Genomic DNA, 26,077 nt, shown 5'->3' with positions numbered 1-26,077 from the left:
TCAGGCTACCTCACAGAGGGCCGTCGGATCGATGGAAAGCGCCAGACGCTGACCATCGGGATGCAAATCGGCCGCCGAGCGGTTCAGCACATCCACCACCAATTCCACGCCCCGGGCTTCAACCCGATAGCGAATCACGTTGCCCAACAGGCTGTGGCTGCGGACTTGCGCGTCGAGTTCGCCGTTCAGGCTCAGCTCGATGGCTTCCGGGCGAATCGCGATGCGGTGGGTAATCGGTCGCTGCAGCAGTTTTGTGGCGCTGTCGGCGTCCAGCAGGTTGTAGTTGCCGATGAAACCTGCGGCAAAGAAATCGATGGGTGCGGTGTAAAGGGTCTGGGCGTCGCCGCTCTGTACGATTTTTCCCTGATTCATCAAGAAAATCCGGTCGGACATCGTCAGGGCTTCTTCCTGATCGTGAGTGACGAAGATCGTGGTCAAGCCGAGTTCACGCTGGATCTGACGGATCTGTTCGCGCAAGTGCTTGCGAATCCGCGCATCGAGGGCCGACAGCGGTTCATCCAGTAACAACAGACGTGGTCGGGTCACCAACGATCGGGCGAGGGCGACTCGCTGGCATTGGCCGCCGGACAGTTGATGTGGATAGCGCGCGGCGAAATCGTTGAGTTCCACCAGTTTCAGCACTTCGGTAACACGCTTATGGCTGTCGTCGGCGTTGACCTTCTGCATGCGTAAACCAAAAGCGACGTTCTGCTCCACGGTCATGTTGGGGAACAGCGCGTAGCTCTGAAACACCATGCCGATCCCGCGTTTCTGCGGGCTCAACGGCACGAGGTCGGCGCCATCAAGCAGGATCTTGCCCCCATCCACCGAGGTCAGCCCGGCGATGCAACGCAGTAGCGTCGACTTGCCGCAACCGGACGGGCCGAGGAGGGTGACGAACTCACCCTTCTGGATTTCGCAGTTGATGTCGCTGAATACGGTGGTGCCCGAATAGTTTTTTTGCAGGTGTTGGACGCTGACATAGCTCATTCGCTTTTGTCCTTGTTCAAAATATTGGCCGCCCAGGTCAGAACCAGCACAAAGAAGAAGTAGGAAATCACCAGCGCACTGGTGAAGTGGCCGCTGCTGTTGCGCATGTTGTTGAGGTAGACCTGCAGGGTTTCGTAGCGGGTGCCGACGAGGATGTTGGCGAACACGAACTCACCAAACAGAAACGAAAACGACAGCAACAACGCCACCATCAGGCCCTTGCGCAGGTTCGGCAACACCACCAGGAACGCGGCTTGCCAGGTGCTGGCCCCAAGCAACTGAGCGGAGTCCATCAGGTCGCGCAGGTTGATCGCTTGCAGGTTGTTGGTGATCGCCCGGTACATGAACGGCAGCGCGATGGTGAAGTAGCAGCCAATCAGAATCCACGGCGTACCGACCATCGCAAACGGCCCGGAACCATAGAGCTGCAACAGCCCCACCGACGACACCACCGGCGGCACCGCGAAGGGCAGCAGGATCAGGATGTTCATCAGCGCATCGAGTTTGGGGAAGTGGTAATGCACCACGAACAGCAACGGCAGAATCAGCACCACCGACAGAATCAACGCGCCGACGCAAACCAGCAGCGACTGCCCGAAGGCATGCAGAAAGCGCGGATCGCTCCACAGCTGGACGTACCACTTGAAGGTAAAGCCGCTGGGTAGAATGGTCGCCGACCAACTGCTGGCGATTGAGTAGATCAGCGTCCCAAGCAGCGGCAACAACAGAATGGCAAACAGCAAGTACACCACTACCCGGTGATAGACACCGATGGGGCCCAGTTCAGCGCGAGACATGGTAGCTCCTCTTCAGCAGCAGCTGATGCACGATGGTCACCAGGGTCATCAACGCCACCAGCACCACGGCCAACGCACTGGCGAGGTTCGGGTCCAGGGAAATATCGCCGGACACCATCGCCGCGATGCGGATCGGCAGCACGTTGAAGTTGCCGGTGGTCAACGCGTACACCGTAGCGTAGGCGCCGAGGGCGTTGGCCAGCAAGATCACGAAGGTACCGAGCAGCGCAGGCGTCAGCACCGGCAAACCGATGTGGCGCCAGAACTGCCAGCCGTTGGCGCCGAGCAATTGGGCGGACTCACGCCAGTCTTCGCGCAAGGCATCGAAGGCCGGGTAGAGCAGCAGCACGCCCAATGGAATCTGGAAGTAGGTGTAGAGAATGATCAGCCCGGTTTTCGAGTACAGGTTGAAGTCCTGAATGATCCCTGCCTGCTTGAGCATGATGGTGAAGCTGCCGTTGAAGCCCAGCAGGATGATGAACGCGAAAGCCAGGGGCACGCCGGCGAAGTTGCTGGTCATGTTGGCGAAGGCGTTGACGAAGTTGCGCAGTTTCGAGTCGACCCGGCGCAAGGAGTAGGCGCCGAGTACGGCGATGATGATGCCGAACACGCTGGACCAGAAACTGATCTCGAGGCTGTACTGGATCGCTTGCAAATAGAACTTCGAATTGAAGATCTTGGTGAAGTTCGCCAGGCCCCATCCGAACTCTTCCGATTGCAGGCTGTTGATCATCACCCAGACGAGGGGGGCGATCTCGAACACGATAAAGAACAGTGCGAAAGGCACCAGGCACAAGGCTGCCAGCCATTTTCCGCGCGTCATGGCGTTCACTTGAGCAATTCCCGGCATACAGGTTTGTCGTGGGTCACACCCAGCAATTCGCAGACGGTGCCGCATATTTCAGTCTGTTTCGGTGCGGCATCGGCGTTGAAACTGAAGGCCTCTCCCAGAACGAACAGCGGTACTTCGCGCTCTTCGGCCAGCAGGCCATTGTGGGAACGGTCGTTGTTCATCCCGTGGTCGGCCGTCACCAGCACCTGATAACCGGCGTCGAGCCAGGTTTGCAGGTAGTCGGCCAGAATAATGTCCGCCGAGCGGGCGCTGTTGCGGTATTGCGGGGTGTCGAGACCGTGCTTGTGCCCGGCGTCGTCGATGTTCATGGGGTGGACCAGTAAAAAATTCGGCGCATGACGCAGGCGCAGATTTTCGGCGTCGGCGAACAGGTGCGAGTCCGGGTAGTGATCGTTCCAGTAGAAATGACCGTGCTGGATCGGCAGGTCGGGGTTGTCGGTGTGACGATCCCGTGCGGCAACGAAGGGCGAATTGTTATACAGCTCACTGACCCAGTGATAGGCCGCGGCGGCGGTTGTGAGGCCGGCATCACGGACGTAGTGATAGATGCTGCGCTGGTTGGACAGGCGCGAGACGTTGTTGTGGACGATGCCGCTCTCGATGGGCGGGACGCCGGTGAGGATGCATTCGTAAAGCGGTCGGGACAGGGCCGGCAGTTCGCACTCCAGTTTGTAGAGCGACGCGCGTCCTGCGCCAACATAAGCCTGCAGGTGCCCCATGGCGTGGCGCGCGACTTCGTAATTGAGGCCGTCGAGCACGACAAGGATGACGTTGTGCTTCATAGGGGCGGAACTCCGCGAAACAGATAATTCAAGTACGCAACCAATCCCCCTGTGGGAGCGAGCCTGCTCGCGAAAGCGGTATGACATTCAACATCTTCGTCGAATGTTCAGCCGCATTCGCGAGCAGGCTCGCTCCCACATTGGATCTCCATTAGGTGTCCAATGTGGGATCTACAGCATTACTGCATGTTGATGATGACTTCTTCCTGCCACTTCTGAGGCAGCGCCTTGGAGGTCTTTTCCCACGCATCCGCGTCTTTGATCGGCGTGACCTTTTTGTACTGCTCGTTAGGTAGCAGTTGGGCCTTGACGTCATCCGGCAATTTGACGTGCTCGGCGCGGATCGGACGGGCGTTGCCGCGCGCCAGGTTGATCTGACCGGCATCGCTGAAGATGTATTCGCGGGTCAGCTTGGCGGCGTTCGGGTTTTTCGCGTATTTGTTGATGATGGTGGTGTAACCGGAAATCACCGAGCCATCGGATGGAATCAGCACCACGTAATCATCCGGATTCGCCATCTTGGCCTTGTAGCTCAGGCCGTTGAAGTCCCAGACCACGCCGACTTCGATTTCACCCTTTTCCATCGTGGCGATGGTCGGGTTGGCCATGGACAGGCGTCCTTGTTTGGCGATATCTGCGAACAGCAACAGCGCTGGTTGCAGGTTCTTTTCGTCGCCACCGTTGGCCAGTGCTGCGGCCAGTACACCGTTGGCGGCCTGGGCGGCGGTGCTCACGTCACCGATGGAAACCTTGTATTTACCGGTTTTCAGATCAGCCCACTTGGTCGGAGCTTCGGAACCGTGCAGCAGCTTCTTGTTGACGATAAACGCGATGGTGCCGGTATAGGCCAGCGCCCAGTTGCCGTCCTTGTCCTTGGCCCAATCTGGAATCTGATCCCAGGTAGAGGGTTTGTAAGGTTGCACCACATCTTGCTTGACCGCGATCGGGCCGAAGGCTGCACCGACGTCACCGATGTCAGCCGTGGCGTTGTCTTTTTCAGCTTTGAACTTGGCGATTTCCTGGGCCGAGCTCATGTCGGTGTCGATGTGCTTCAAGCCGTAGTTCTTGGCCAGGTCATCCCAGGTGCCTTTCCAGTTGGCCCAGTTATCGGGCATGCCGACACTGTTGACCTCACCTTCCGCTTTCGCAGCGGCTTCCAGAGTTTTCAAGTCGGTGTCAGCGGCCATGGCGGCGGTGCACATGGCAATGGTCGAGCCTAACAATGATGCCAGGAAAAGCTTTTTCATCCGAAGCTCCTTTGGGCGTTTTCAACGCTGCGATTGCGGTTGTGTTGGTCTAGGTCAGCAATACCTGAGCCAATTTAGGCCGGTTGGATGACATTTTGATGTCGACGACCGGTCTAGCTCTATGTTCAGCGCTGGAATGCTCAGGCTCCGGGGTAAGCGTAGACCATGGCTAAAGAGCTGATATGAAAGGACTTGGCCATGAAATTGCAGGTGTCTGGATCAACCGTTCGGCGGCTTTGTCATCTGTCAGTCATAAGCAGTGCCTAGGCTTGCCGGGAGTTGTAGGGAGCCGATGAGTCGCGGTTCCGCCCCGAAACAGTGCTGGTCTAGTCCAGATAGGTAACGTTGATGCGCATCGAGACAACCAAAGCGGTGACAGCGATCGGGCAGGTTCTGCAGGAACAGCTTGACCATGGCCTGTTGGCGCCCGGTAGCAAACTGCCGGCCGAGCGCAAGCTCAGTGAGTTGTTCGGTACCACGCGGATCACCGTGCGTGAAGCGTTGTTGCAGCTGGAAGCCCAGGGGCAGATTTATCGGGAGGAGCGCCGTGGCTGGTTCGTGTCGCCACCGCGCCTGGCGTATAACCTGATGCAGCGCAGTCACTTTCACGCGATGGTCAGTGCACAGGGGCGTGTGCCGTCCACCGAGGTAATTTCAGCGCGGTTGCAACCGGCGTCGGCGGCGGTCTGTGCCTGGTTGCAGTTGCCGGCGTTGTCGAGTGTGATTCAGATTTGCCGGGCGCGGCGGATTGATGAACGGCTGGTGTTGTACGTGGAGCACTATTTGAATCCGCAGTTTTTTCCGGGGATTCTGGATTTCGATTTGAATCAGTCGATTACCGAGTTGTATGCGCGGCATTACGATTTGCACTATGGGCGGGTGCGTTTCGAGATTGTGCCGACGGCGTTGTCGGTGGATGCGGCGGCAGCTTTACGGGTGTCGGTGGGGAGTCCGGGGTTGCGCATCGCTCGGGTCAATTACGATCAGCATGAGCGGTTGATCGATTGTGATCTGGAGTTTTGGCGGCATGATGCAATTCATGTCGGGGTTGATGTGGTCTGAACCTGGCCGCCGCAGGTCTCGGTTCTATCATTACCCGAACCGGTAAATGTCCATGCCCAGGGCGCCCATGGTGAATCCCTTGTGGCTCACGCTGAAGGTCCCTCCCGCACTGCGCGCGAAGTACAACGGCAGCAAATGTTCATCACTGGGATGGTTGCGCACGGCATTAGGTGCTTGCTGGCGGTAGTCGTGCAACGCGGTTTCGTCGTTGGCAGCGAGTTTTTCGATCATCCAGTCTCGAAATGCTTGGGCCCAGGGTTCGACGCTTTCCGGGCCTGCGTGCCAGTCCAGTTCGCGCAGGTTGTGGGTGATGCTGCCGGAACCGATCAACAGCACGCCGTGTTCTCGCAGACTGGCCAGCGCATGGCCGACGCGGGTTTGCAGGGACGGGCCACCACGGGTGGGCAGCGAGACTTGCACGACGGGGATATCGGCGTGTGGATACATCAACGACAAGGGCACCCAGACTCCATGGTCGAACGGCCGTTCGGCGTCGATGCGTGCGGGCAGGCCATTGCTCTTCAGCAGTTCGACAACCTCTGCGGCCAATTGTGGATCGCCGGGCGCCGGGTATTGCACGTCAAACAACGCCTGTGGAAAGCCACCGAAGTCATGCCAGGTTTCAGGCTGGGGATTGCCGCTGACGAGCAATTCATTGCTTTCCCAATGCGCGGAAACAATGATGATGGCCTTGGGTTTCGGTAATTCTGCGGCCAGGCGAGCGAGGGCGGGCCCGCTGGCGCCCGGTTCCAGTGCCAACATGGGCGAGCCATGGGATATGTACAGGCTGGGGAACATGAATGAGCTCCTGAGGGGTAAGATGGCATCATCTTCAGTCAGATCATTGATCTAAATCTAATATAAGTTTTAGAGCCTTTTGATCGAATTTTCGGGATTAATTATGCAGCCGGAGTTTTGGCACAAGCGGTGGACGTCGAATCAGATCGGCTTTCACCTGCCGGAAGTAAATCCATATCTGCAACGGTACTGGCCGCAGCTGGGCCTGGAAGAGGGCTCGCGCGTACTGGTGCCGCTATGTGGGAAAAGCCTGGATCTGCTGTGGCTGGGGAAATGCGGTCACGAGGTGTTGGGCATCGAGTTGTCGGAAAAAGCGGTGGAAGACTTTTTCCACGAGCATCAATTTGATCCGGACGTCAGCGACCAAGGCCCCTTCACTGTCTATCGTGCGGGCTCGATCGAGATCTGGTGTGGTGATTTCTTCGCGTTGACTGCCGGCGATGTCGCCGATTGCAGTGCGCTGTACGACCGCGCTGCGTTGATCGCCTTGCCGCCGACAATGCGTGAGCAGTACGCCGAACATCTGAAGCGGATTCTTCCAAAGGATTCTTTGGGACTGCTGATTACCCTGGACTACGACCAGCCGCAAATGGACGGACCGCCCTTTGCCGTGCTGGATGACGAAGTGAAACGGTTGTTCGGGGCTTCGTGGGAGTTGAAGATTCTGGAGGACCAGGACGTTCTGGGCGAGAGCTGGAAGTTCCTGGAAAGCGGTGTGACGCGGCTTGAAGAGCGGGTGTATCGCCTGATGAGTTGATGGAACAGCAAGGCACAAAAAAGGGGCGATCATCAGATCGCCCCTTTTTTGTCACCGCAGGACTGTCAGCCCCGACGACGCAATGCGTCGATGCGTTCTTCCAGCGGCGGGTGGCTCATGAACATGCGGGCGAACCCTTGTTTGATGCCACCGTTAATACCGAAAGCATTCAAGGTGTCCGGCATGTGCACTGGCAGCCCTTGCTCCGCACGCAGGCGCTGCAGGGCGCCAATCATCGCGTTGGTGCCCGCCAGGCGTGCACCGGCTTCGTCGGCACGGAACTCACGTTTGCGCGAGAACCACATGACGATGGAGCTGGCCAGAATGCCCAGGACCAGTTCGGCGAAGATGGTCGCCACGTAGTAGGCAATGCCCTGGCCTTCTTCGTTCTTGAAGATCACCTTGTCGACAAAGTTGCCGATGATCCGCGCAAAGAACATCACGAAGGTGTTCACCACGCCCTGGATCAGGGCCAGGGTGACCATGTCGCCATTGGCCACGTGGCCGATTTCGTGGGCCAGAACAGCTTTCACTTCATCCGGCGAGAAACGCTCGAGCAAGCCCTGGCTGACCGCGACCAATGCGTCGTTCTTGTTCCAGCCGGTGGCAAAGGCGTTCGCCTCGTAGGCCGGGAAAATACCGACTTCGGGCATCTTGATCCCGGCTTCCCGGGACAATTGCTCGACGGTTTGCAGCAGCCATTGCTCGTGACGTGTGCGCGGCTGGCTGATGATTTGGGTGCTGGTGCTCATCTTCGCCATCCACTTGGAGATGAACAGCGAGAACAGCGAACCGGCGAAACCAAAGACCGCACAGAAAATCAGCAGCTGATTGAGGTTGAGATCAACCCCATTGGCCGCCATGAACCCGTTGAAGCCGAAAAGGCTCAGGGTGATGCTGGCAATCAGCACGACCGCCAGGTTAGTGGCCAAAAACAGCAGGATGCGCATCATGGTTGTAGAAATCTCCTCATGCTAAAGATGTAGCGTACTGCGGGGTATATAAGGTGCTGACCCGGGCTATTCAACCGGGTGACTATTTCAAACTGTGTCCTACGGCAACAGCCTAGCTACTTGAAGGGCATTTCCGACGTCGATAGGGGAAGTGTTTGTCAGTCATTTCACGTCGCAGGCCCCGTCGTTGTTAGGCGTGAGCGCGCAACGAGTCATCAGTCAGCAATTGAAGAAGCGATGTTCGGCAGGGCGCAAAGATATGTTGCTAAATCAATCACCGTGCGACTTGCGCAAGCGTCGCACGGTGACAGGCCGCTTACTGGCGATAGGACTTGAGGAAGTTGCCAATCCGTCCGATGGCCATGTCCAGGTCGTCCACGCGCGGCAGGGTCACCACACGGAAGTGGTCCGGCCATGGCCAGTTGAAGGCGGTGCCTTGAACCACCAGCAGCTTCTCCGACAGCAGCAGGTCGAGCACGAACTTCTCGTCGTTATGGATCGGGCAGACTTTCGGGTCGATCCGTGGGAACGCATAGAGCGCGCCCATTGGCTTGACGCAGCTTACGCCGGGAATGTCGTTGAGCAGTTCCCAGGTACGGTTGCGCTGTTCCAGCAGCCGACCTTGGGGTAATACCAGATCATTGATGCTCTGATAACCGCCGAGGGCTGTCTGGATAGCGTGCTGGCTCGGCACGTTGGCACACAGGCGCATGTTCGCCAGCATGTCGATGCCTTCAATGTAGCTCTGGGCGTGATGTTTCGGGCCGGAAATGGCGATCCAGCCGGAACGGAAACCAGCCACGCGATAAGACTTGGACAGACCGTTGAACGTCAGGCACAGCAGATCTGGCGCCAGGGAGGCCGTGCAGATGTGCACGGCATCGTCGTACAGAATCTTGTCGTAGATTTCGTCGGAAAAAACCACGAGGTTGTGCTGACGGGCCAGTTCCAGCATGCCCAGCAGGACTTCTTTCGAATACACCGCGCCGGTCGGGTTGTTCGGGTTGATGATCACCAGTGCTTTGGTGTTCGGGGTGATCTTGGCCTTGATGTCGGCCAGATCCGGCCACCAGTTGGCCTGCTCGTCGCACAGGTAATGCACCGGGTTGCCGCCCGACAGGCTCACCGCGGCGGTCCACAGCGGGTAATCCGGGGCCGGCACCAGCACTTCGTCGCCGTTGTTGAGCAGGGCCTGCATCGACATCACGATCAGCTCGGAAACGCCGTTGCCCAAATAGATGTCTTCAATGCCGACGCCTTCCACCTGCTTTTGCTGGTAGTACTGCATGACGGCCTTGCGGGCGCTGAACAGGCCCTTGGAGTCGCTGTAGCCCTGAGCGGTCGGCAGGTTGCGGATCACGTCCTGGAGGATTTCATCCGGCGCTTCGAAACCAAAAGGCGCCGGGTTGCCGATGTTCAGCTTGAGGATGCGATGGCCTTCCTCTTCCAGGCGTTTGGCGTGCTTGAGCACTGGGCCGCGAATGTCGTAGCAGACGTTGGCGAGCTTGTTCGATTTGCTGACCTGCATGGCGATGTGTTCCCGAAAATGAACGATCCAGGCGGCGTATGAACGGCCGTGCTGGGAATCCTGCGTATTCACACAGGCCTGACGCCTTGAGAGGCAGCACCCATAAATCCGTTTGAATGCGCGTGGTCTGGCTGCCAGACTGGCGTTTGACGAGGCGCAATCATACGTGCCGCCCGATCCGTGGAAAAGGTACAGATCGGGCTTTTTCAGCTGCTGAGGTGTGATGATGGAAAAGTTGGAAAAAACCCTGGAAGAATGGAAAGCAATGCTCGACCCGGAGCAGTACAACGTTTGCCGCCTCAAGGGCACCGAGCGACCGTTCTCCGGCAAATTTAACGACATCAAAACTGACGGTGTTTACCACTGCATCTGCTGCAACGAGCCACTGTTCGACTCCAAGACCAAATTCGACTCCGGCTGCGGCTGGCCGAGCTTCTACGCGCCGATCGGCGACAGCGCCATGGTCGAGATCCGTGACGTCAGCCACGGCATGATCCGCACCGAAGTGGTCTGCGGCAAATGCGATGCGCACCTGGGGCACGTGTTCCCCGACGGTCCGCCGCCGACTGGCCTGCGTTACTGCATCAACTCGGTGTGCCTGGACCTGATACCCCGCGGGTAATAAGCCAGAGGGCGATCCGATGATCGCCCTTCGGATATTTAAATTGCGCACAATTCAATTGCTCGCTATGTTTGTCTCATCTTCCCTCATTTAGAGTCGAATCATGAGCGACAATCTGCTGAGCATCCCTTGCACCACCATCAAGGGTGAGCAAAAGACCCTGGCGGATTTCGCCGGCAAAGCCGTGCTGGTGGTCAACACGGCGAGCAAATGCGGCTTCACCCCGCAGTACAAAGGCCTTGAAGAGTTGTGGCAGACCTACAAGGATCAAGGTCTGGTGGTGCTGGGCTTTCCATGCAATCAGTTCGGCAAGCAGGAGCCGGGCAACGAAGGGGCGATTTCCGAGTTCTGCGAGTTGAACTTCGGCGTCAGTTTTCCGCTGTTCAAAAAGATTGAAGTCAATGGCGCCGGTGCCCATCCGCTGTTCGTTCAACTGAAAAAGCGCGCGCCGGGTGTACTGGGTTCCCAGGGCATCAAGTGGAACTTCACCAAGTTTCTGATCGGCAAGGATGGCCAGATGGTCAAGCGCTTCGCCCCCGCGACCAAACCGCAGGACCTGAGCCGCGAGATCGAAGCCCTGCTCAAATGAACACCTTGTCAGTCGATTCCCTGAAGCTCGACAGCCAACTGTGCTTCAAACTGTACGCCGCTTCCCGGGCGGTGATCCGCGCCTACAAGCCGATGCTCGATCAGCTCGGCCTGACCTACCCGCAGTACCTGGCGATGCTGGTGTTGTGGGAATGGCAGGAGGCAGCCCCTGAGCAGCCGACGGTCAAGGCGTTGGGCGAACGCCTGGCGCTGGATTCCGGCACCCTGACGCCGTTGCTCAAGCGTCTTGAGCAACTGCAGCTGGTTCAGCGTCAACGCTCGGCGCGGGATGAGCGTGAAGTGCACTTGAGCCTGTCGCCCACCGGCAAGGCCTTGCGCGATCAGGTCGGGCCGCTCAAGGCCCGTCTGCTGTGCGACAGCGGTGTGGATCTGGATCGCCTGAATGATCTGCGCGATGGCCTTGATCACCTGTTGGGGCAAATCAAAGCACTGTCGTTGTAGGGATCCACAACTCCAGCAGGGCAGCCAACTCTTCCCGGCGGAAGGGTTTTGCCAGGTAATCGCTCATGCCCGCCGCACGACAGCGTTCGCGTTCTTCGGACATGGCGTTGGCGGTCAGGGCGACGATGGGCAGCTGTGGCCAGCGACCGCTGCGACGGATTTGCCGACTGGCCTCGTAGCCGTCCATCACCGGCATGTTGCAGTCCATCAGCACCAGATCGAATTCGCTCTGCTCAAGTTGATCCAGGGCCTCGCCACCGTGACCGGCGACGATCACTTCGCAACCAAGTTTCCCGAGCATCCCCTTGGCCACTAATTGGTTGACCGGATTGTCCTCCACCAGCAGCACACGTCCGCGTCGTTGTGAGGAAAGCGTGTCGAGCCGGGCATCGTTGATCGTGTTGAGTTCCGGCTGCAGGACTCGTCGCAGCGTCTGGTACAGCGCGTTGCGCGCCAGAGGTCGCGCCTGTTGCTGCAAGGGGGCGAGGGCGACGGCTTCTTCGCTGGGCATGAAACTGCCGTAAGCGGTGACCAGCAGAATGGGGGCGGTACACGAGGGACGCAGACCAAACAGGCATTCGGGGCAATCGGTAATCAGTACATCAGGGTTCAGACCCAGCAACGAGTCATCGGTGGAACGCTGCTGATAGTCGAGTCCCCAGTCGGGCAACACACTGTTCAACAGTTCTGCCAGACCGCTGCTCGCGGCGGTGATTGCGATGACCTTGCCCTGTAAAGAGGCCGGAGGCAGCGCGCGGGTGTGGCTGGGCAGCGGCAGATCCGCGCAGAACTGGCTGCCAAAGCCTGCTTCCGAGCTGATGGTGAGGCGCCCTTGCATGACTTCGCAAAGGTTGTAGGTCAGCGCCAGGCCCAACCCGGTCCCGCCGAATTGCCGGGTAATGCCGGCACCCGCCTGGGTGAAGGGCTGGAAGATCTTGACCTGGGCGTCCTGGGCGATACCGATGCCGGTGTCGCAGACTTCGATTCTGACGCCGTCCTCGAATGTCGAGAGGCGCACATCGACCCGACCGAAACGGGTGAACTTGAGGGCGTTGGACAACAGGTTGCTGACGATCTGTCGGACCCGGGTCGGATCCCCGAGCACCAGTGCCGGAAAATGCGGATCGATCAGGCAGCTCAGCTCGACACTCGGCGCGGCGTTTTGCGATAGCAGGTTGGCGGTGTCCTCGATCAGCGAGCCAAGGTCGAAAGGAATATGTTCGAGCTCAAGTTGGCCGGCATCGAACTTCGACAAATCGAGAATATCGTTGAGCAGTTCCACCAGTACTTTGCCCGAGTCATGGGCGATGGACAGCTGTTGCTGTTGCTCGGCATTGAGCGGGCCGTCCAGGGAAAGCGCGATCATCCCCAGCAGGCCGTTGAGCGGCGTGCGGATCTCGTGGCTCATGTTGGCCAGGAACACCGAGCGCGCTTCGGCCATGTCCAGGGCGGTGCTGCGGGCGACTTCCAGTTCCTGATTGGATTGGCTGAGCCGCGAGTTGATCGCCTTGAGTTCCGCCGTGCGGGCCGAGACGATGTTCTCCAGTTGCCCAAGGTAGTCGGTCAGGCGGTTTTCGGCGTTGCGTCGCTGCTGGATTTCGGTGGCGATGTTTTCGAATTGTTGATTGGCAACTTTGACCAGTACACCGATTTCATCGTTTTCATGGTCCGTCGGACACTCCAGCGACGTCGACTCCGTGCTGCGCGGGTCGCGACTGCTGAGTTCACGGATGACCCGCACCAACGGCTTGGTCAGCATCACATAGAACAGCGCCAGCAGGATGCCGGTCAGCAGCAGGCTGCGAGCGAAGCCATTGAGCAGGGTCACCTCGGCCCGGCGCAGGAACCGGTTACCGAATGAATAGGTGTCGACGTCCAGACGCAGGGTGCCGAGGGATTCGGTCGGCAAGTGATCCAGGTAAAGACGGTCTTCGAACTGCCGGTTGGCGCCGAACAGGAAGTCGCTGATCAATCGATAACTGCTTTGCACGCCCGGGCGTTTGACGCTGGCCAGCACGGTATTGTTGTTGTCGGTCAATTGCGCACCGATGATCGCCGGCGAGCGCAACAGGCCCAGGGTCAGTTCCTGAGCGAGTTCGGCGTCGATGTTGTAGGCAATGCGGGACGCGGGGTTATGGCTGATTTCCAGTAAAGACAGGATTTCGCGGTTGATGGAGGCGTCTTCACTGGCATAATCGATGCCTATTTGCAGCAGACTGAGCAGCGTGCCCAGAATGAAACCGACCAGCACAGTAAGCCTGGCTTGCTTGTAGGACAGCCGGTTGGTGAACTTGATATCCATGGGGTGTTGAACCACTTCCGTTTCCCTTCGCTGCTCAAGCATAGTCGATCATGCATGGATACCGATGTTCTCGCGAGCCCTTGTGCAAAGGGATGAACCGGACACCGAGCGCTGTGTTTCGTCGCTGTATCGCCATCATTACTGTGAACGTGCCCGAGGAGAAGACGTGGATTCCCGATTAAATGCTTTTCTTGAACGCGCCGATGCCGTTTTGGCCCGTATCGAACCGCTGCTGCCCGCACCTCGGCAAGTCATCGACTGGAACCACTGCCTGGCTGCACGCTGGCAGCGCGAGGGGCGCAGCGGTTTTATGCTGCCGCTGCAAGTCAGCCTTGACATGCGTTTGTCCGACCTGATCGGCGTCGACCGGCAACTGGAGCAACTGGGGCGAAATACCCAACAGTTCCTCGACGGCATGCCGGCCAACCACGCGTTGCTCTGGGGCTCGCGCGGCACCGGTAAATCGTCGCTGGTTCGCGCCTTGCTGGCCGAACACGCCAAGGCGGGTTTGCGACTGATCGAGATCGAACGCGATCACCTGGCAGACTTGCCGCGAGTGGTCGAACAAATCGCCAAACTGCCCCAGCGTTTCGTGCTGTTCTGCGATGACCTGTCGTTCGAGTCGGGCGAGGGTGACTATCGGGTGCTCAAGAGCGTGCTCGACGGTTCTCTCGAACAGGCGCCGGATAACGTTTTGCTGTACGCCACTTCCAACCGTCGCCATCTGGTGCCGGAAAAGGAAAGCGATAACGAAAACTGGAAAAGGGTCGACGGCGAACTCCATCCCAGCGAGGCGGTGGAAGACAAGATTGCGCTGTCGGACCGTTTCGGATTATGGCTGTCGTTCTACCCGTTTACCCAGGAACACTTCCTCAGCGTCGTCGAACACTGGATCGGTCAACTGGCCGACAAGGCGGGCCTCAAGTGGCAACGAGACGAGGAACTGGACATCCTCGCGGTGCGCTGGGCCACGGGCCGGGGTAATCGCAACGGACGTTGCGCGTATCAATTTGCCCGCTATTGGGTCGGGCTGAAGCTGTTGGAGCACAAGGCATGATCGATCTACAGAAGAGCGGACAGGACCTCGAAGGCTACGGCATGCTGTGGGCGCAATTGGAGTCATTGCTGGCGGACGAGCGGGATTTCATCGCTAACGCCGCGCAGTTCTCGGCGTTCCTGTACAACCAGCTCGATGACCTGAACTGGGCCGGGTTCTACCTCAATCGCAACGAAGAACTGGTACTCGGCCCTTTTCAAGGGCAGATCGCCTGCGTGCGGATTCCATTCGGTCGGGGCGTGTGCGGGGCTGCGGCGGCGACCTTGCAGACCCAGTTGGTCGAGGACGTGCACGCGTTCCCCGGACACATCGCTTGCGACAGCGCGTCGAACAGCGAACTGGTGGTGCCGCTGGTCAAGGACGGTCGCCTGATCGGCGTGCTGGACCTCGATAGCCCGAAACTGGCGCGTTTTACCGCTGAAGATCAGGCCGGTATCGAGCAACTGGCGGCGATTTTCCTGCGCCTGACCGACTGCTGATCATGCCCTCAAGCCTGCCTTGACCAGCAGGCTCGACGGGTCCACCGCATCGATTTGTTGGGGGTCGAGGAATCGATCGGCGTACTGCAAATAGATTTGTGCGTTGATGAACAGCCCGAACAACTCAGGATCGATGTGGGCGTCCCGGCACATGGTAGCCATGATGCTCAGCGCTTCGCTCAACGACTTGGCTTTCTTGTAGGGGCGATCGGCGGCGGTCAGTGCTTCGAAAATGTCGGCAATCGCCATCATCCGCGCCGGCAGGCTCATTTCTTCACGCTTCAACTGTTTGGGATAGCCGGTGCCGTCCATTTTTTCATGGTGGCCGCCGGCAATCTCCGCGACGTTGTTGAGGTGGCCTGGGAAGGGCAGGTGGCTGAGCATCAGAATCGTCTGCACCATGTGGTGATTGATGATGTAACGCTCCTCGCGGGTCAGGGTGCCTCGGGCAATGCTCAGGTTGTAGAGCTCGCCCCGGTTGTACTTGTAGCGCGGCACATCGAGTTTGAACCCCCAGGGATTATCTTCCGGAATCAGTTCGGCTTCGGGTCGTTCGAACAGGTGCTCGGGTTTGTCCGCCAGCAATGGTTCGCTGACCGGCAGTGCCGGTGCCGGGGTTCGCGCCTGGCGCCGGTTCTCTTCCCAGGAAACGCCCAGCCGGTCATCCAGTGTTCGGGTCCAGGTGCGCTGGGCCATGCTGTGCAGGCGTTGCAGGTCGGACTCGGCAATCGCCTCGCCACCCAGGTTGCAGCGGGCAATGAACGCGAAGTCATCGTCCAACCCCGCCAGAGCGGCGTTGCGCAGTTCGGCCAGGTATTGCTCGTCACCGCCCAGGGCCATGGCTTGCCAATAGTTGATCCAGACATCGCGCTTGAGCACTTCGAAACGGGTACGGATTTCGTGGATGCGGTCGTTAAGCGTTTCCAGCTTCGTGGCTTTATCGACCACGTATTCCGGAGTGGTGACCTTGCCGCAATCGTGTAGCCAGGCCGCGATGTGCAGCGCTTCCCATTCATCGTCGGTGGGATGATAGCCACTGAAGGCCGGGTGCTGGCTGGCCGCAGCGGCTTGGGCGAGCATCAGGGTCAGCGCCGGCACTCGCTGGCAGTGACCGCCGGTGTAGGGGCTTTTGGCGTCAATCGCACCGGCCAGCAGTTGGATGAAGGAATCCAGCAGTTGTTTTTGTCTGGCTTGCAGACGCTGACTTTCTATACTCACGGCGGCCGCACCGGATACGGCCTGGAGGAACGCGATGCGGTCCGGACGAAGTTTTTCCAGATCGCTCTGGTTGCCGGTATCGGCCAACAGCAGGACCAGCAGGCCCACGGTTTCGTTATGACGATTGTGCAGCCGAATACCGATCAGATGAACGCGTGGGCACTCCAGCGCAAGCAACACCTTCTGCAAATCCCCGGCCTGTTCGAAACCAAGCGTGGTGACGACGTTGTCGGCATTCGACAACTGCCGTAGCCATGCAGGGCTTTGCGGAGCCTGGAGTTCGTGCCCTCGAAGATCAAATGCCGGCAATGCCTGTGAGATGCCGTTGATGACCAGACCCTGTGGCTCCATGCGATCGCCATCACTTTCGCGCAGGTAGATCAGACCGGCCTGGGCCTGGCCGATTTTCACAGTTTCAAACAACACGCGTTCCAGCAAGGGGGCAAAACGGACCTCGGCGCTCAGGCTTTCGGTGATCTGGAAAAAACTCGCCAAGGTATCTTTCATGCGCGCCATCGATACGCTCAGTTGGTCGACTTCGAGCACCGGAGAGCGACGTGAGGGCGGAAAGTTGAAGTCGAAACTGCGAACCGCATCGGCCTCCCGCACCAGCGCGCGCAGGGGTTTAACCAGAATCCGAGAGGTCAGCCAACCCAGCGGCAGGCATAGCAACAGCGTGGCCAAGGTAATCAGCGCGCCTTGCCAGCGCATGCGGTAGGCATCGACGAGTAATTCATCTTCCGGTACCAGCAGCGCCAGTTGCAGTCCCTGGGGGCCACCCTCCTGCATGCTGCTGCGGGCAACGATCCATTGACGACCGGCGACATCCAGGCGGTTACCTTCGGGGGGATTGTTGAGCAGCGCGCCGAGGCTGGGGCTCAGGTCGGCGGCTTTGATCAGGCGGGCAGTCTGATCGTCGATGATCAGTTTGCGGCTGTCGGGATAAGCAATGGCATTGCCCTCGGCATCGAACAGCACGATTTCGGTGCTGGGGGTCACCACATGATTGGCAAGGGTCGCGGAGAGTTCCGCCAGGGTCAGATCGGCTCCCATGACGGCTTGTTCGCCGCTGCGCCGGGCCAGGGTGGTGCCGACATCGTGGGTGGAGAAAAAAATGTAGGGTTCGGTGGTGATCTGATCCCTGTCGCTGCGGGCGTTGGCATACCAGGCGCGGGTTCGCGGATCGTAGGTTTCGTCGGGATTGTCCTGGCGGCTGATGAAGGCCAGATCTTGATCGAAAAACAGTGATTGGGAGCGGACCTTTCCGCTATTGCCGGTTCGCTCAATGCTCCACACCTGATAAGCCGCAGTGTCCGGGGCATTCAGGAGCGTTTTCAGACCGGAGGTTCGCAAGGGCCGAACCATGAAGAAATCACCATTGCCGTAGCCCAGATACAGCGAGGCCAGGTCGGGGTTGTCCTTGAGTGACTGGCTGAAGGGTTTGAACAACGCCAGGCGTTGCTCCAGGTCAGGTGCCTGCGTCGCCGGGTAATCCGCCAACAGGCTCAGCAGATGACGAATCGGCTCATAGGTGGTGTGCAGGTCAAGGCGGACGTCCTGCTCGATGCGGTTGAAGAGCTTTTCACTACTGGAAAGAATGATCTGCGTGGTTTGCCGGTAGTTGAAAATGCCCAGCACCACTCCCGTCAGCATCAACAGGAGAGTGAACATCACGCTGATATGGACGTGCAGGGGAAACCGTCGTTGATCCGGGCGCAGTGGGCTGGGCATTGCAGGTCTCTCCATGATGGTTAACACACTGCTCAGCGTCCTAGCATAGTTAAGGCTCTGTCATTCTGCTGTTGTCGTTTTGGCCAATCTGTTGCTGCAAGGCTTGCTCCAGTTCGAGCATGGCGCGCTCTATAGCCTTGCTGCAATCGGCCACCTCGTCGTGATGGAACACTTCATGGCAGGCCTTTTCCAACGCCTCGCAGCTGTCGATCACTCGGGAGGCCTGGACGATTCGGGCGGCGCCCTTGATTTTGTGGGCGACATCGAGAAATGACTGAGGGTCTTTGGATCGGGACAGGGCCAGCAATTCTTGTCGGTCCAGACGGTTGCTATTCAACAGTTCGGCCAACAATCGCTGGTCCAATAGCGGATTTCCACCCGTCAAAAGACGCAGTCCTTGCAGGCTGAACGCCGGATCGCGGACGGTCGGCCTGATGCCTTCAACCCACTGACTCAAGGCTGTCAGGGTGAGGGGCTTGAACAGGCAGTCGTCCATCCCGGCTTGTTTGCAGCGTTGTATTTCTTCCGGTTGCGCGTTGGCGGTAAAACCCAGAACGGTACAGGGCGGACGTTGCGTTTGTTGTTCCTGTCGGCGAATGGCGCGGGCCAGTTCATATCCGTTCATGATCGGCATGTTGCAATCGACAATCACCAGGTCGAACGGCTCTGCTTTCCACGCCTCGTATCCGGCTTCGCCATCCGCCTGGACGCTGAATCGATGCCCCAGAAACTCCAGTTGCTGGCACATGAGCAAGCGATTGGCCGGGTGATCGTCGACCACCAGAACGTTCAAGGGGGTCGCCGTGGTGTGTATGTGCTCTTCAACAGTCACTGGCACCTGCTCGAGTGGCAGAGTGGCCAGGTGCAACGAAACCTCGACTTGAGTGCCCAGACCTGGCTGGCTGCTCAATCGCAGGTTGCCACCCATCATCTCGCACAGGCTGCGGCTGATCACCAGACCCAGTCCTGCGCCACCTCTGCCTGTTTGTGCGCAGTTATCGGCTTGAGCGAAGGGTTCGAATAACCGCTGCTGATCCTGTTCGCTGATGCCTATGCCACTGTCTTGAACGTGCAACAGCATCTGAACCCGCTCGGGTTCGGCGGTGGGCTGCAGGTCGACGATGACCCTGACCTGGCCCTGCTCCGTAAACTTGATGGCGTTGCTGACCAGGTTGGACAGCACCTGCTTGAAGCGCATGGGGTCCAGCAGGACATCAAACTCCGAATTGGCAGGGCGGAATTCCAGCAGCAGGTGGAGATTTTTCTGGCGCGCCAGTCCATCGAAGACCCGCACGACCGAGGCCACGATTTCACTTGGATTGACGCGTTCAGGGCTCAGGCTAAGACGCCCGGATTCGATCCGTGCAATGTCGAGAATGTCCCCGATCAATTCCAGCAGATCCTTCGCCGAGTTGTACGCCACATCGATGGCTGGGCGATCCGGGTGCTCATGATCGATACGCTTGAGCGTCAGTTCGAGCATGCCGATGACCGCATTCATCGGGGTGCGGATCTCATGGCTCATGGTCGCCAGAAACGTGCTTTTGGCCCGGTTGGCTTCATCGGCGCGCTCTTTCGCGCAGCGCAGCTCATCGAACAGTTGCCGCCGTTCACTGATGTCGATCCAGCCGCCGATGATGCCTTGCACTTCACCGCTTGAATCACGGTAGGGAAGAATCCAGTGGTAAATCGTCAACCTGCGGCCGCCGATGTGCAACGCGCGGTCGAGAATCAGCGGTATGCCCTCGGCCACGACACGCTGGTAATCGGCCTGATATTCCCGGGCTTCGAACGCATTGCTCATGTTGCCCTGCATGACGCTTTTGCCGATGACGTCTTCACGTTTCGCACAGAAGACTTCCAGGTAACTGTCGTTGCAGCTTTGCAGCAGTCCCTGGCGATCGCGTACGTAGATGGGATGAGGCGTACCGTTGACCAGCGATCGCATGAATTCGAGTTGATCGTTCAATGCGCGCTCGGCCGCCTGACGCTGCTTTATCTGGCGACGCATGTAAGCGTTCCAGGCAAAGGAAATCAGCAGCAGCACCCCGGAACCGATAATGATTTGGTAGAACAGTCGGTGATAGAGGCGCCAGGTACTTTGCGAGGACGCCGAATAGCCACGCCAGCGGCTGTTGATGATGCCCAGCTCTTGCGGCGCAATGCTCAGTAGCGCCTTGTTGAGGATGGAATTCAGTTCTTTGGCATCTCGGCCTGTGGCCAGGGAGAACGCGGCCTGGCGGGTACCGATGGTGGTACTGATTTGAAGTGTGTGCTCGAAGAGCCGCGATGAGATGAAGTAGTTGGCAATCACCAGTGAGTTCACCGCGCCGTCTGCCTTGCCCTCGGCCAGCCACTCCACGGCGCTGAATGCGTCCGGTGTTTCAATCAGCCTGATCCGCGGAAACTCGCTGCGCAGGTAATCCACCAAGGGATTGCCTTGGGCGATAGCCAGGCGTTGGTCCTGCAACTGCGCAAGGCTTGTCGGGCTGTCGGCGGCTTTGCGAGTCAACAGGACAAAAGAGTTTTGCAGATAGGGGCGGGTGAAGTTCAACGTCGTTTCACGTTGGGCGCTGGGGAGCAGGGCGGCGATCAAGTCGGCTTTGTTGTCCCTGATCTGCTCGATCATCTCGTCATCGCTGCGGCTGCGATGAACGTCGAAACGCAACCCGGTGCGCAATCTGATCAGCTCGAGCAAATCTGCGGTAACCCCGCGAAAGTTGTTATTACTGTCGAAAAACGTCAGCGGCGCAAAGGCCTCATTGACCACCACACGGACTACCGGATGTTGTGCCAGCCAGCGTTCTTCGTTGTGGGTGAGCTGCAGTTTTTGATCGGTGAGAAGAATGTCACTGCCGGCACTCCAGCGTTTGGCGATGTTATCGCGTTCGCTGGTGGGGATCGCCCAGAGCATTGCGTTGATGATCCCGAGCAGTTGCGGGTTGTCCTTGCGCACGGCAAAGCTGAAACCGTGGGCTTCGTGTTTGCCGAAGTTGGCCATGCGGATGTTGTTCAGATAGCCCTTGTTGATCATGTAATGGGTGGAAATTGTGTCTCCCAGAAAAACATCAGCCTGGTCGAAGGCAACTGCATTGATCGCATTCTGGTAGGACGGAAAGGACGTGATGATCGCCCTCGGATACATTGCCTTGACCTCTTCCAGCGGCAAATAGTGATACACCATGCTCAGCCGTAGACCGGCCAGGCCATCGGTCAAGGATCTGGTTTCTCCTTCGCGTGTCACCAGAACCGGCTGGTCCACGGCGTAGGGTGTGGAAAGTACAATGTCGGCGTTATGTGCTTCGAATCCATTGGCGCTACCCAGCAAGTCGACCTCGCCGTTTTCGAGTGCTTCGATTGCGGCCTCCCGGGACGCAAAGCGCAGAACCTTGATTGGCAAACCGGTTGATGTACCCAGGATGCCCGCGTAATCGGCGGTATAACCTTCGTAGTCGTGACCACTGGTGGTCAGGTCGAAAGGGGGGTAGTCCGGGGCTGACGTGCCAAGGATCAGTTCCCGTTTATTCTTGATCCATTGTTGTTGTGATTTATCCAGTTGGACTTCCTGGTGTCCGGTCATTGAGCGACTGAGCAGGGTGTAGTTCTCGCTGACGGTCTGCGCAGCGAGCACTGAAGTGCTCAGGCATAAACCTGCGGCCATCAGTGTCAGATAATCCTTTATACGACTGGGCATCCTGTCTCTCACACTAGCGCGTTACGTTTTGCCATATCGATGAGTTCAACCAAGGATTTGGCCTTGAGTTTTTGCATGAGGCGCTTTTTATAAGTGCTGACAGTCTTGTTGCTCAGAAACATACCTTTGGCAATTTCCTTGTTGGTGCGGCCTTGGGCAAAGAGTTGCAATACCATCAGTTCTCGGTCATTGACTGACTTGAACAGTTCCAGATCGGCAAAGCGCGCGTCATCACTGCGAACAGGATTCAAGGCCTGACTTGGAAAATAGTTGTAACCTGACAATACGGCTTTTATAGCACTGACCAGTTCACTCAAATCTTCCTGTTTGCACACATAGCCTGATGCGCCGGATTGCATGCAACGAATACCAAAAAGTGTCGGGCACTGTGCTGTTAATACCAATGTTTTGAGGCGGGTACTCATTGCGTTGAATCGGGCGAGAACTTCCAGCCCATCCAGTTTGGGAATGCTGATGTCGAGAATGACCAGGTCGGGCGTGCATTCGCGAACCATCTGCATGGCGTCGACGCCATTATCAGTTTCGCCGACGACTTTGTAACCTTCATGTTCAAGCAACATTCTGACGGCAAGGCGGATGACCGGGTGATCGTCGACAATAAAAACGGAGTTCATAATCAGATCCCATACGAGCTCAAATAAAGCGCGCACATTAGCTCAGATGGTTGAGGTGACGCATGAACTGACGGACCTGTAGCGGCAATATAGGATGATTCCTACAGATGAAGAAGAATAGGACTACGTATCAACTGGATTTTTTTGAAGAAGGGCGAAGTTTGTTGAGAATTAGTCGAGGTGGTGGAAGTATTGATTTGTAAGTTTTGAATTGTGTTTGTGCTGGGGTTTAGTGCCTTTGGAGTGCGCTTTTTACAGTGAGGCCAAGGTCAATAATCTTCTAAATTCTGCTTGTTTCAGCGGTTTGATCAAGTAACCCAACAATGGCAGCCCGTGTTCGTTGGCCTTTTTTTCCAGTTCGTCCAGTTCAGCGGATGTCAGGCTACTTAACAGTATTGCCTGTCTGATCATCCCTTGGTGGCTGGCAATTTTGACCAGATCGAGCCCGGAGAGGTCGGGCAGACATTGATCGCATAAAAGAATATCAAACGGTTGCACAGCCTTTAGCATTTGTTGCAGCGCGCCATCGGCACTGTCGGTGGTGGTCAGTTGGGTGAAACCATAACTCTCAAGCAGGTATTGAGTCGCCTTGAGTTGAAAGGGGTGATCTTCCACCAGCAAGATGCGCAGATCGTCTTTGAACATTGGATTATTCACGCTTCTTCTGTCGAACCGAGGGAAGCGGGATTATTTCGCGAGGTTACTGAATAATCGATCAGTTAGCTCAGCACATGTTGTAGGGGGATTCGACGAACGTTGAGTGCACTTGGGTTTTTGAGAGGTAAATCAACCATTGCAGGCGGCGTAATGGCTGATCCACCGGTCTCATCAGTGGCTCGAACGACCAGTCATCTCCAGCGCCATTTCGCTCGCATAGCTGTCGGTCATACCGGCGATGAAGTCAATCATCCGTAGAAACGAGGTGTGCAATGGGCCGTGAGGATCGGGTGCATTGTTGCCCAACAGGTCGAGGATGCGGCGACTCTTGAAGGACGGCGTTCGACCGTTATGCTGTTCCAGTGCCGCGCCGCAGAAGGCGTTGAGCAGGATTTCCAGCGTGGTGTATGCGCCAATTTCATGCAGGGTCTTGCGCTTGTCCTGAAAGATTTTTTTGCGCGCCATGTCCTTGGCATTCAATACGCAACGCTTGGCGGGACCGTGCATGTGCTCCACCAGATCACCGGGCAGCGTGCCGGCCAGTAACGCGTCCTGTTGCTCGACAAAGGCGCGGGCTGCGGCGTTGGTCAGGTGTTCAATGGCTTTGCCTCGCAGGATCGCCAGTTTGCGCCGACGTGAATCCTGTGGACCGAGCTGGCGGTAAGTTTCCGGCAAATCGTCACCCACGAGGTCCAGCAACAGGGCCTCGACTTCGGCGTATTCCAGCAGCTCCATCTCCAGACCATCTTCCAGGTCGATCAGCGCGTAGCAGATGTCATCGGCAGCCTCCATCAGATACACGAGCGGATGGCGCGCCCAGCGCTGTTCCTCGAGTTGCGGCAGACCGAGTTTATGGGCGATCTGTTCCAGTAGCGGCAATTCGCTCTGATAGCAGCCGAACTTGTGTTTCTTGTAGCCCAGTGAATCCGCGTGTTTTGCAGTCCATGGATACTTCAGATAAGTACCCAAAGTCGCGTAGGTCAGTCGGGTGCCGCCGTCGAACTGGTGATATTCCAGCTGGGTGAGTACCCGAAAGCCTTGGGCATTGCCTTCGAAGTTGAGGAAGTCATTGCGTTCGACTTCGCTCATTGCATCCAGCCAGCCACGGCCGGCGGCTTGCTGGAACCAGTGGCGAATCGCGTCTTCGCCGGAGTGACCGAAGGGCGGATTGCCGATGTCGTGGGCCAGGCAAGCCGATTGCACCACCATCCCCAGGTCGCTGGGCTCGCACCAGTCGGGCAGGGCGCTGCGGATGGTTTCGCCAACGCGCATGCCCAGCGAGCGGCCGACGCAGCTGACTTCCAGCGAGTGGGTCAGGCGCGTGTGGATATGATCGTTGCTGGTGACCGGATGGACCTGGGTCTTACGCCCGAGACGGCGGAACGCTCCCGAGAAAATGATGCGGTCGTGGTCTTTGTGGAAAGGGCTGCGGCCGAGTTCTTCCGGGCTGTGCAGAGGCTTTCCGAGGCGTTCGCGGGTAAGCAGGGTTTGCCAATCCAAGGCGGGTTCTCTCCGTCAGGTGTTTGATTGCTTAAGCTTCCGGGTTCGCGTCCGGGCCTGCAAGTGGAACTACAGCCCGACGGCATCAATATCGATGAGCAGCAGCCGCTCGCCGTTGTCGAAAAATTGCCCGGCGGTGAGGCAGTACTGGTTACTGGTGGCATCGCGGTAAGTGTTGGAAAGCGTCAGCCTGCGCTCATCCCAACCCTCTGCCTGCAGGTGATAGAAATAGGGATTACCGGGTAGACATGCAGGATTGAACCCCTCGATAGAGAGGTTCATCCCGGTGATCGCAAGAATGCAGCCAGATAGCGGCTGATCAATGTTTGCGCGAAGAGCCTTGCATGACCAACTTGATCAATGGCCCCAGCGTGGTGCCCAGGCGAACCAGTCGAGTCAGGCTGCTGACGCCGCCGCTCTTGGCGCCCTTGCCAGTCAAGAAGCCCAGCAAGGTGACGGCTGCCATGCCCCAGAGTGGGGCGTGCTTGATGCCGAAACCATCCTGCAGGTTTTGCGTCATTCCGCGCACGCGCTGCAAGGGTTGCAGCAATTCCCGGGATTCGTGGCGGATTTCCTGACGATGCATTTCCATGCGCAGGCGGATCAGCGCCTTGCGCATTTCTGTGCGCGAGCTGTTGTGAGGCAGTTCAGGCAGGTTCATGGCAGCAGGCGCTCCCGATCGTTGGCCAATTCTTCCAGAGTGCCGTGGAAGGGTGAGGACTCATCGAAAATCGCCGCTCTCAAGCGCATCCCGCAGAAGACGCATGCAAGGGTGTAGAACACGCAAAGTGCGATGATAGCGGGCAGGCGATAGGTGTCCCAAAACAGGATCATCACCAGCGTCGACAACCCCACCAGTAACAGCAAGGCAAAGACCAGCGCCAAGCCTGCAAACAGCAACAGGCTTACAGTGCGCGCTTTTTGTTCCTGCAATTCGATGCCGAACAGTTCGACATGGCTGTGCAGCAATCCAAGAAAAGCGGCACCCAGGCGCCGCGGTGAGGAGCTTGTGCCCGTCGCGGACGAGCCGGATTCGCCGATCGCCATATCAGCGCCGCGTTGCCAGCAAACCAATCAGAAAACCTACGCCAGCTGCGATGCCGACCGATTGCCATGGGTTTGCCTGAACGTAATCTTCGGTGGCGGTGACGGCTGCCTGGCCGCGTTCGCGCAGGGAATCTTCGGTCAATTTCAAGGTTTCGCGGGCACGCAACAGACTGTCGTGGATCTGCTCGCGCAACTCATCGGCCTGATCGCCGGCCAGGGATGCGGTGTGTTCCAGCAACCGTTCGGTGTCGCTGACCAGAGTCTGAAAATCGTTCATCAGGATTTCTTGAGCAGTCTTTGCCTTGATGCTGGCCATTG

Annotated in this window: 24 protein-coding genes and 1 pseudogene; 7 read left to right on the top strand and 18 right to left on the bottom strand. The window is 57.9% G+C overall.

Annotation, left to right across the window (positions count from 1 at the left end):
- From ACYZT7_RS23665 to ACYZT7_RS23645, 5 genes are all read right to left on the bottom strand, one after another.
- Positions 1-990 carry an ABC transporter ATP-binding protein gene (locus ACYZT7_RS23665; RefSeq protein WP_462038442.1) on the bottom strand — a complete coding sequence of 330 codons (990 nt, stop codon included), beginning with the start codon at positions 988-990 and terminating at the stop codon, positions 1-3.
- On the bottom strand, positions 987-1,787 hold the full coding sequence (locus tag ACYZT7_RS23660) for an ABC transporter permease (RefSeq protein ID WP_462038441.1): 801 nt from the start codon (positions 1,785-1,787) through the stop codon (positions 987-989). The genes ACYZT7_RS23665 and ACYZT7_RS23660 overlap by 4 nt, the downstream gene beginning before the upstream one ends.
- Positions 1,774-2,610 (bottom strand): ABC transporter permease, encoded by an 837-nt coding sequence (locus tag ACYZT7_RS23655; RefSeq protein ID WP_462038440.1) that lies wholly within the window; start codon positions 2,608-2,610, stop codon positions 1,774-1,776. The genes ACYZT7_RS23660 and ACYZT7_RS23655 overlap by 14 nt, the downstream gene beginning before the upstream one ends.
- A 5-nt stretch (positions 2,611-2,615) precedes the next feature.
- Positions 2,616-3,422, bottom strand: a complete 807-nt coding sequence (locus tag ACYZT7_RS23650; RefSeq protein WP_462038439.1) for an alkaline phosphatase family protein — start codon at positions 3,420-3,422, stop codon at positions 2,616-2,618.
- A gap of 179 nt (positions 3,423-3,601) precedes the next feature.
- Positions 3,602-4,669 (bottom strand): ABC transporter substrate-binding protein, encoded by a 1,068-nt coding sequence (locus ACYZT7_RS23645; RefSeq protein WP_462038438.1) that lies wholly within the window; start codon positions 4,667-4,669, stop codon positions 3,602-3,604.
- Between the two features lie 348 nt (positions 4,670-5,017).
- Between ACYZT7_RS23645 and ACYZT7_RS23640 the strand changes: the two genes are divergently transcribed.
- Positions 5,018-5,731 (top strand): UTRA domain-containing protein, encoded by a 714-nt coding sequence (locus ACYZT7_RS23640; protein WP_008145862.1) that lies wholly within the window; start codon positions 5,018-5,020, stop codon positions 5,729-5,731.
- A gap of 30 nt (positions 5,732-5,761) precedes the next feature.
- Here the strand turns inward: ACYZT7_RS23640 and ACYZT7_RS23635 are convergent, their stop codons facing one another.
- Positions 5,762-6,529, bottom strand: coding sequence for a DODA-type extradiol aromatic ring-opening family dioxygenase (locus ACYZT7_RS23635; protein ID WP_462038437.1), 768 nt, complete (start codon positions 6,527-6,529; stop codon positions 5,762-5,764).
- A 103-nt stretch (positions 6,530-6,632) separates the two neighbouring features.
- On the opposite strand from ACYZT7_RS23635, the gene ACYZT7_RS23630 reads away from it, so the two are divergent.
- The gene (locus ACYZT7_RS23630; RefSeq protein ID WP_462038436.1) at positions 6,633-7,286 is read left to right on the top strand and encodes a thiopurine S-methyltransferase; all 654 of its coding nucleotides are present in this window, start codon (positions 6,633-6,635) and stop codon (positions 7,284-7,286) included.
- A gap of 65 nt (positions 7,287-7,351) precedes the next feature.
- Here the strand turns inward: ACYZT7_RS23630 and htpX are convergent, their stop codons facing one another.
- Positions 7,352-8,239 (bottom strand): protease HtpX, encoded by an 888-nt coding sequence (gene htpX, locus ACYZT7_RS23625; protein WP_282380135.1) that lies wholly within the window; start codon positions 8,237-8,239, stop codon positions 7,352-7,354.
- Between the two features lie 316 nt (positions 8,240-8,555).
- Positions 8,556-9,767, bottom strand: a complete 1,212-nt coding sequence (locus ACYZT7_RS23620; RefSeq protein WP_008030363.1) for a pyridoxal phosphate-dependent aminotransferase — start codon at positions 9,765-9,767, stop codon at positions 8,556-8,558.
- A gap of 226 nt (positions 9,768-9,993) precedes the next feature.
- Between ACYZT7_RS23620 and msrB the strand changes: the two genes are divergently transcribed.
- The 3 genes from msrB to ACYZT7_RS23605 all read left to right on the top strand — a co-directional run bounded on the left by msrB (position 9,994) and on the right by ACYZT7_RS23605 (position 11,439).
- Positions 9,994-10,389: a peptide-methionine (R)-S-oxide reductase MsrB gene (msrB, locus tag ACYZT7_RS23615; protein WP_462038435.1), complete on the top strand. Its 396-nt coding sequence runs from the start codon at positions 9,994-9,996 to the stop codon at positions 10,387-10,389.
- Positions 10,390-10,492: 103 nt separating this feature from the next.
- Positions 10,493-10,978 carry a glutathione peroxidase gene (locus ACYZT7_RS23610; RefSeq protein ID WP_462035883.1) on the top strand — a complete coding sequence of 162 codons (486 nt, stop codon included), beginning with the start codon at positions 10,493-10,495 and terminating at the stop codon, positions 10,976-10,978.
- Positions 10,975-11,439, top strand: coding sequence for a MarR family winged helix-turn-helix transcriptional regulator (locus ACYZT7_RS23605; RefSeq protein WP_461969660.1), 465 nt, complete (start codon positions 10,975-10,977; stop codon positions 11,437-11,439). Before ACYZT7_RS23610 ends, ACYZT7_RS23605 begins: the two co-directional genes overlap by 4 nt.
- On the opposite strand, the gene ACYZT7_RS23600 is transcribed toward ACYZT7_RS23605, so the two are convergent.
- On the bottom strand, positions 11,420-13,741 hold the full coding sequence (locus ACYZT7_RS23600; RefSeq protein ID WP_462038434.1) for a hybrid sensor histidine kinase/response regulator: 2,322 nt from the start codon (positions 13,739-13,741) through the stop codon (positions 11,420-11,422). The two genes, ACYZT7_RS23605 and ACYZT7_RS23600, sit on opposite strands and share 20 nt — an antisense overlap.
- Positions 13,742-13,907: 166 nt before the next feature.
- On the opposite strand from ACYZT7_RS23600, the gene ACYZT7_RS23595 reads away from it, so the two are divergent.
- Both ACYZT7_RS23595 and ACYZT7_RS23590 read left to right on the top strand, forming a co-directional pair.
- Positions 13,908-14,798: an ATP-binding protein gene (locus tag ACYZT7_RS23595; RefSeq protein ID WP_462038433.1), complete on the top strand. Its 891-nt coding sequence runs from the start codon at positions 13,908-13,910 to the stop codon at positions 14,796-14,798.
- Positions 14,795-15,277 (top strand): GAF domain-containing protein, encoded by a 483-nt coding sequence (locus ACYZT7_RS23590; protein ID WP_462038432.1) that lies wholly within the window; start codon positions 14,795-14,797, stop codon positions 15,275-15,277. The genes ACYZT7_RS23595 and ACYZT7_RS23590 overlap by 4 nt, the downstream gene beginning before the upstream one ends.
- Here the strand turns inward: ACYZT7_RS23590 and ACYZT7_RS23585 are convergent, their stop codons facing one another.
- The 9 genes and pseudogenes from ACYZT7_RS23585 to ACYZT7_RS23545 all read right to left on the bottom strand — a co-directional run bounded on the left by ACYZT7_RS23585 (position 15,278) and on the right by ACYZT7_RS23545 (position 26,075).
- Positions 15,278-18,226 carry an HD domain-containing phosphohydrolase gene (locus ACYZT7_RS23585; RefSeq protein WP_462038431.1) on the bottom strand — a complete coding sequence of 983 codons (2,949 nt, stop codon included), beginning with the start codon at positions 18,224-18,226 and terminating at the stop codon, positions 15,278-15,280. It abuts the gene before it with no gap.
- 49 nt (positions 18,227-18,275) lie between these two features.
- Positions 18,276-21,920 carry a transporter substrate-binding domain-containing protein gene (locus ACYZT7_RS23580; RefSeq protein WP_462038430.1) on the bottom strand — a complete coding sequence of 1,215 codons (3,645 nt, stop codon included), beginning with the start codon at positions 21,918-21,920 and terminating at the stop codon, positions 18,276-18,278.
- An 8-nt stretch (positions 21,921-21,928) separates the two neighbouring features.
- Entirely contained in the window at positions 21,929-22,555 is a 627-nt protein-coding gene (locus tag ACYZT7_RS23575) for a response regulator (RefSeq protein ID WP_449644135.1), read from the bottom strand.
- 252 nt (positions 22,556-22,807) lie between these two features.
- Positions 22,808-23,200, bottom strand: a complete 393-nt coding sequence (locus ACYZT7_RS23570) for a response regulator (protein WP_462038429.1) — start codon at positions 23,198-23,200, stop codon at positions 22,808-22,810.
- 183 nt (positions 23,201-23,383) lie between these two features.
- The gene (locus ACYZT7_RS23565; RefSeq protein WP_462031935.1) at positions 23,384-24,712 is read right to left on the bottom strand and encodes a deoxyguanosinetriphosphate triphosphohydrolase; all 1,329 of its coding nucleotides are present in this window, start codon (positions 24,710-24,712) and stop codon (positions 23,384-23,386) included.
- Between the two features lie 69 nt (positions 24,713-24,781).
- Positions 24,782-24,946: pseudogene (locus tag ACYZT7_RS23560) on the bottom strand (EAL domain-containing protein); the annotation flags it as partial.
- An 85-nt stretch (positions 24,947-25,031) separates the two neighbouring features.
- Positions 25,032-25,373 carry a hypothetical protein gene (locus ACYZT7_RS23555; RefSeq protein WP_462038428.1) on the bottom strand — a complete coding sequence of 114 codons (342 nt, stop codon included), beginning with the start codon at positions 25,371-25,373 and terminating at the stop codon, positions 25,032-25,034.
- Positions 25,370-25,759 carry a phage holin family protein gene (locus ACYZT7_RS23550; protein WP_449644140.1) on the bottom strand — a complete coding sequence of 130 codons (390 nt, stop codon included), beginning with the start codon at positions 25,757-25,759 and terminating at the stop codon, positions 25,370-25,372. The genes ACYZT7_RS23555 and ACYZT7_RS23550 overlap by 4 nt, the downstream gene beginning before the upstream one ends.
- 1 nt (position 25,760) lies before the next feature.
- Positions 25,761-26,075, bottom strand: coding sequence for an ElaB/YgaM/YqjD family protein (locus ACYZT7_RS23545; RefSeq protein WP_282380109.1), 315 nt, complete (start codon positions 26,073-26,075; stop codon positions 25,761-25,763).
- Between the last annotated feature and the right edge of the window lie 2 nt (positions 26,076-26,077).

The sequence above is a fragment of the Pseudomonas sp. RT4P38 genome (assembly GCF_054897765.1).
Note: the sequence above shows the minus strand (reverse complement) of the source record. Positions and strands in the feature narration are given on the sequence as shown.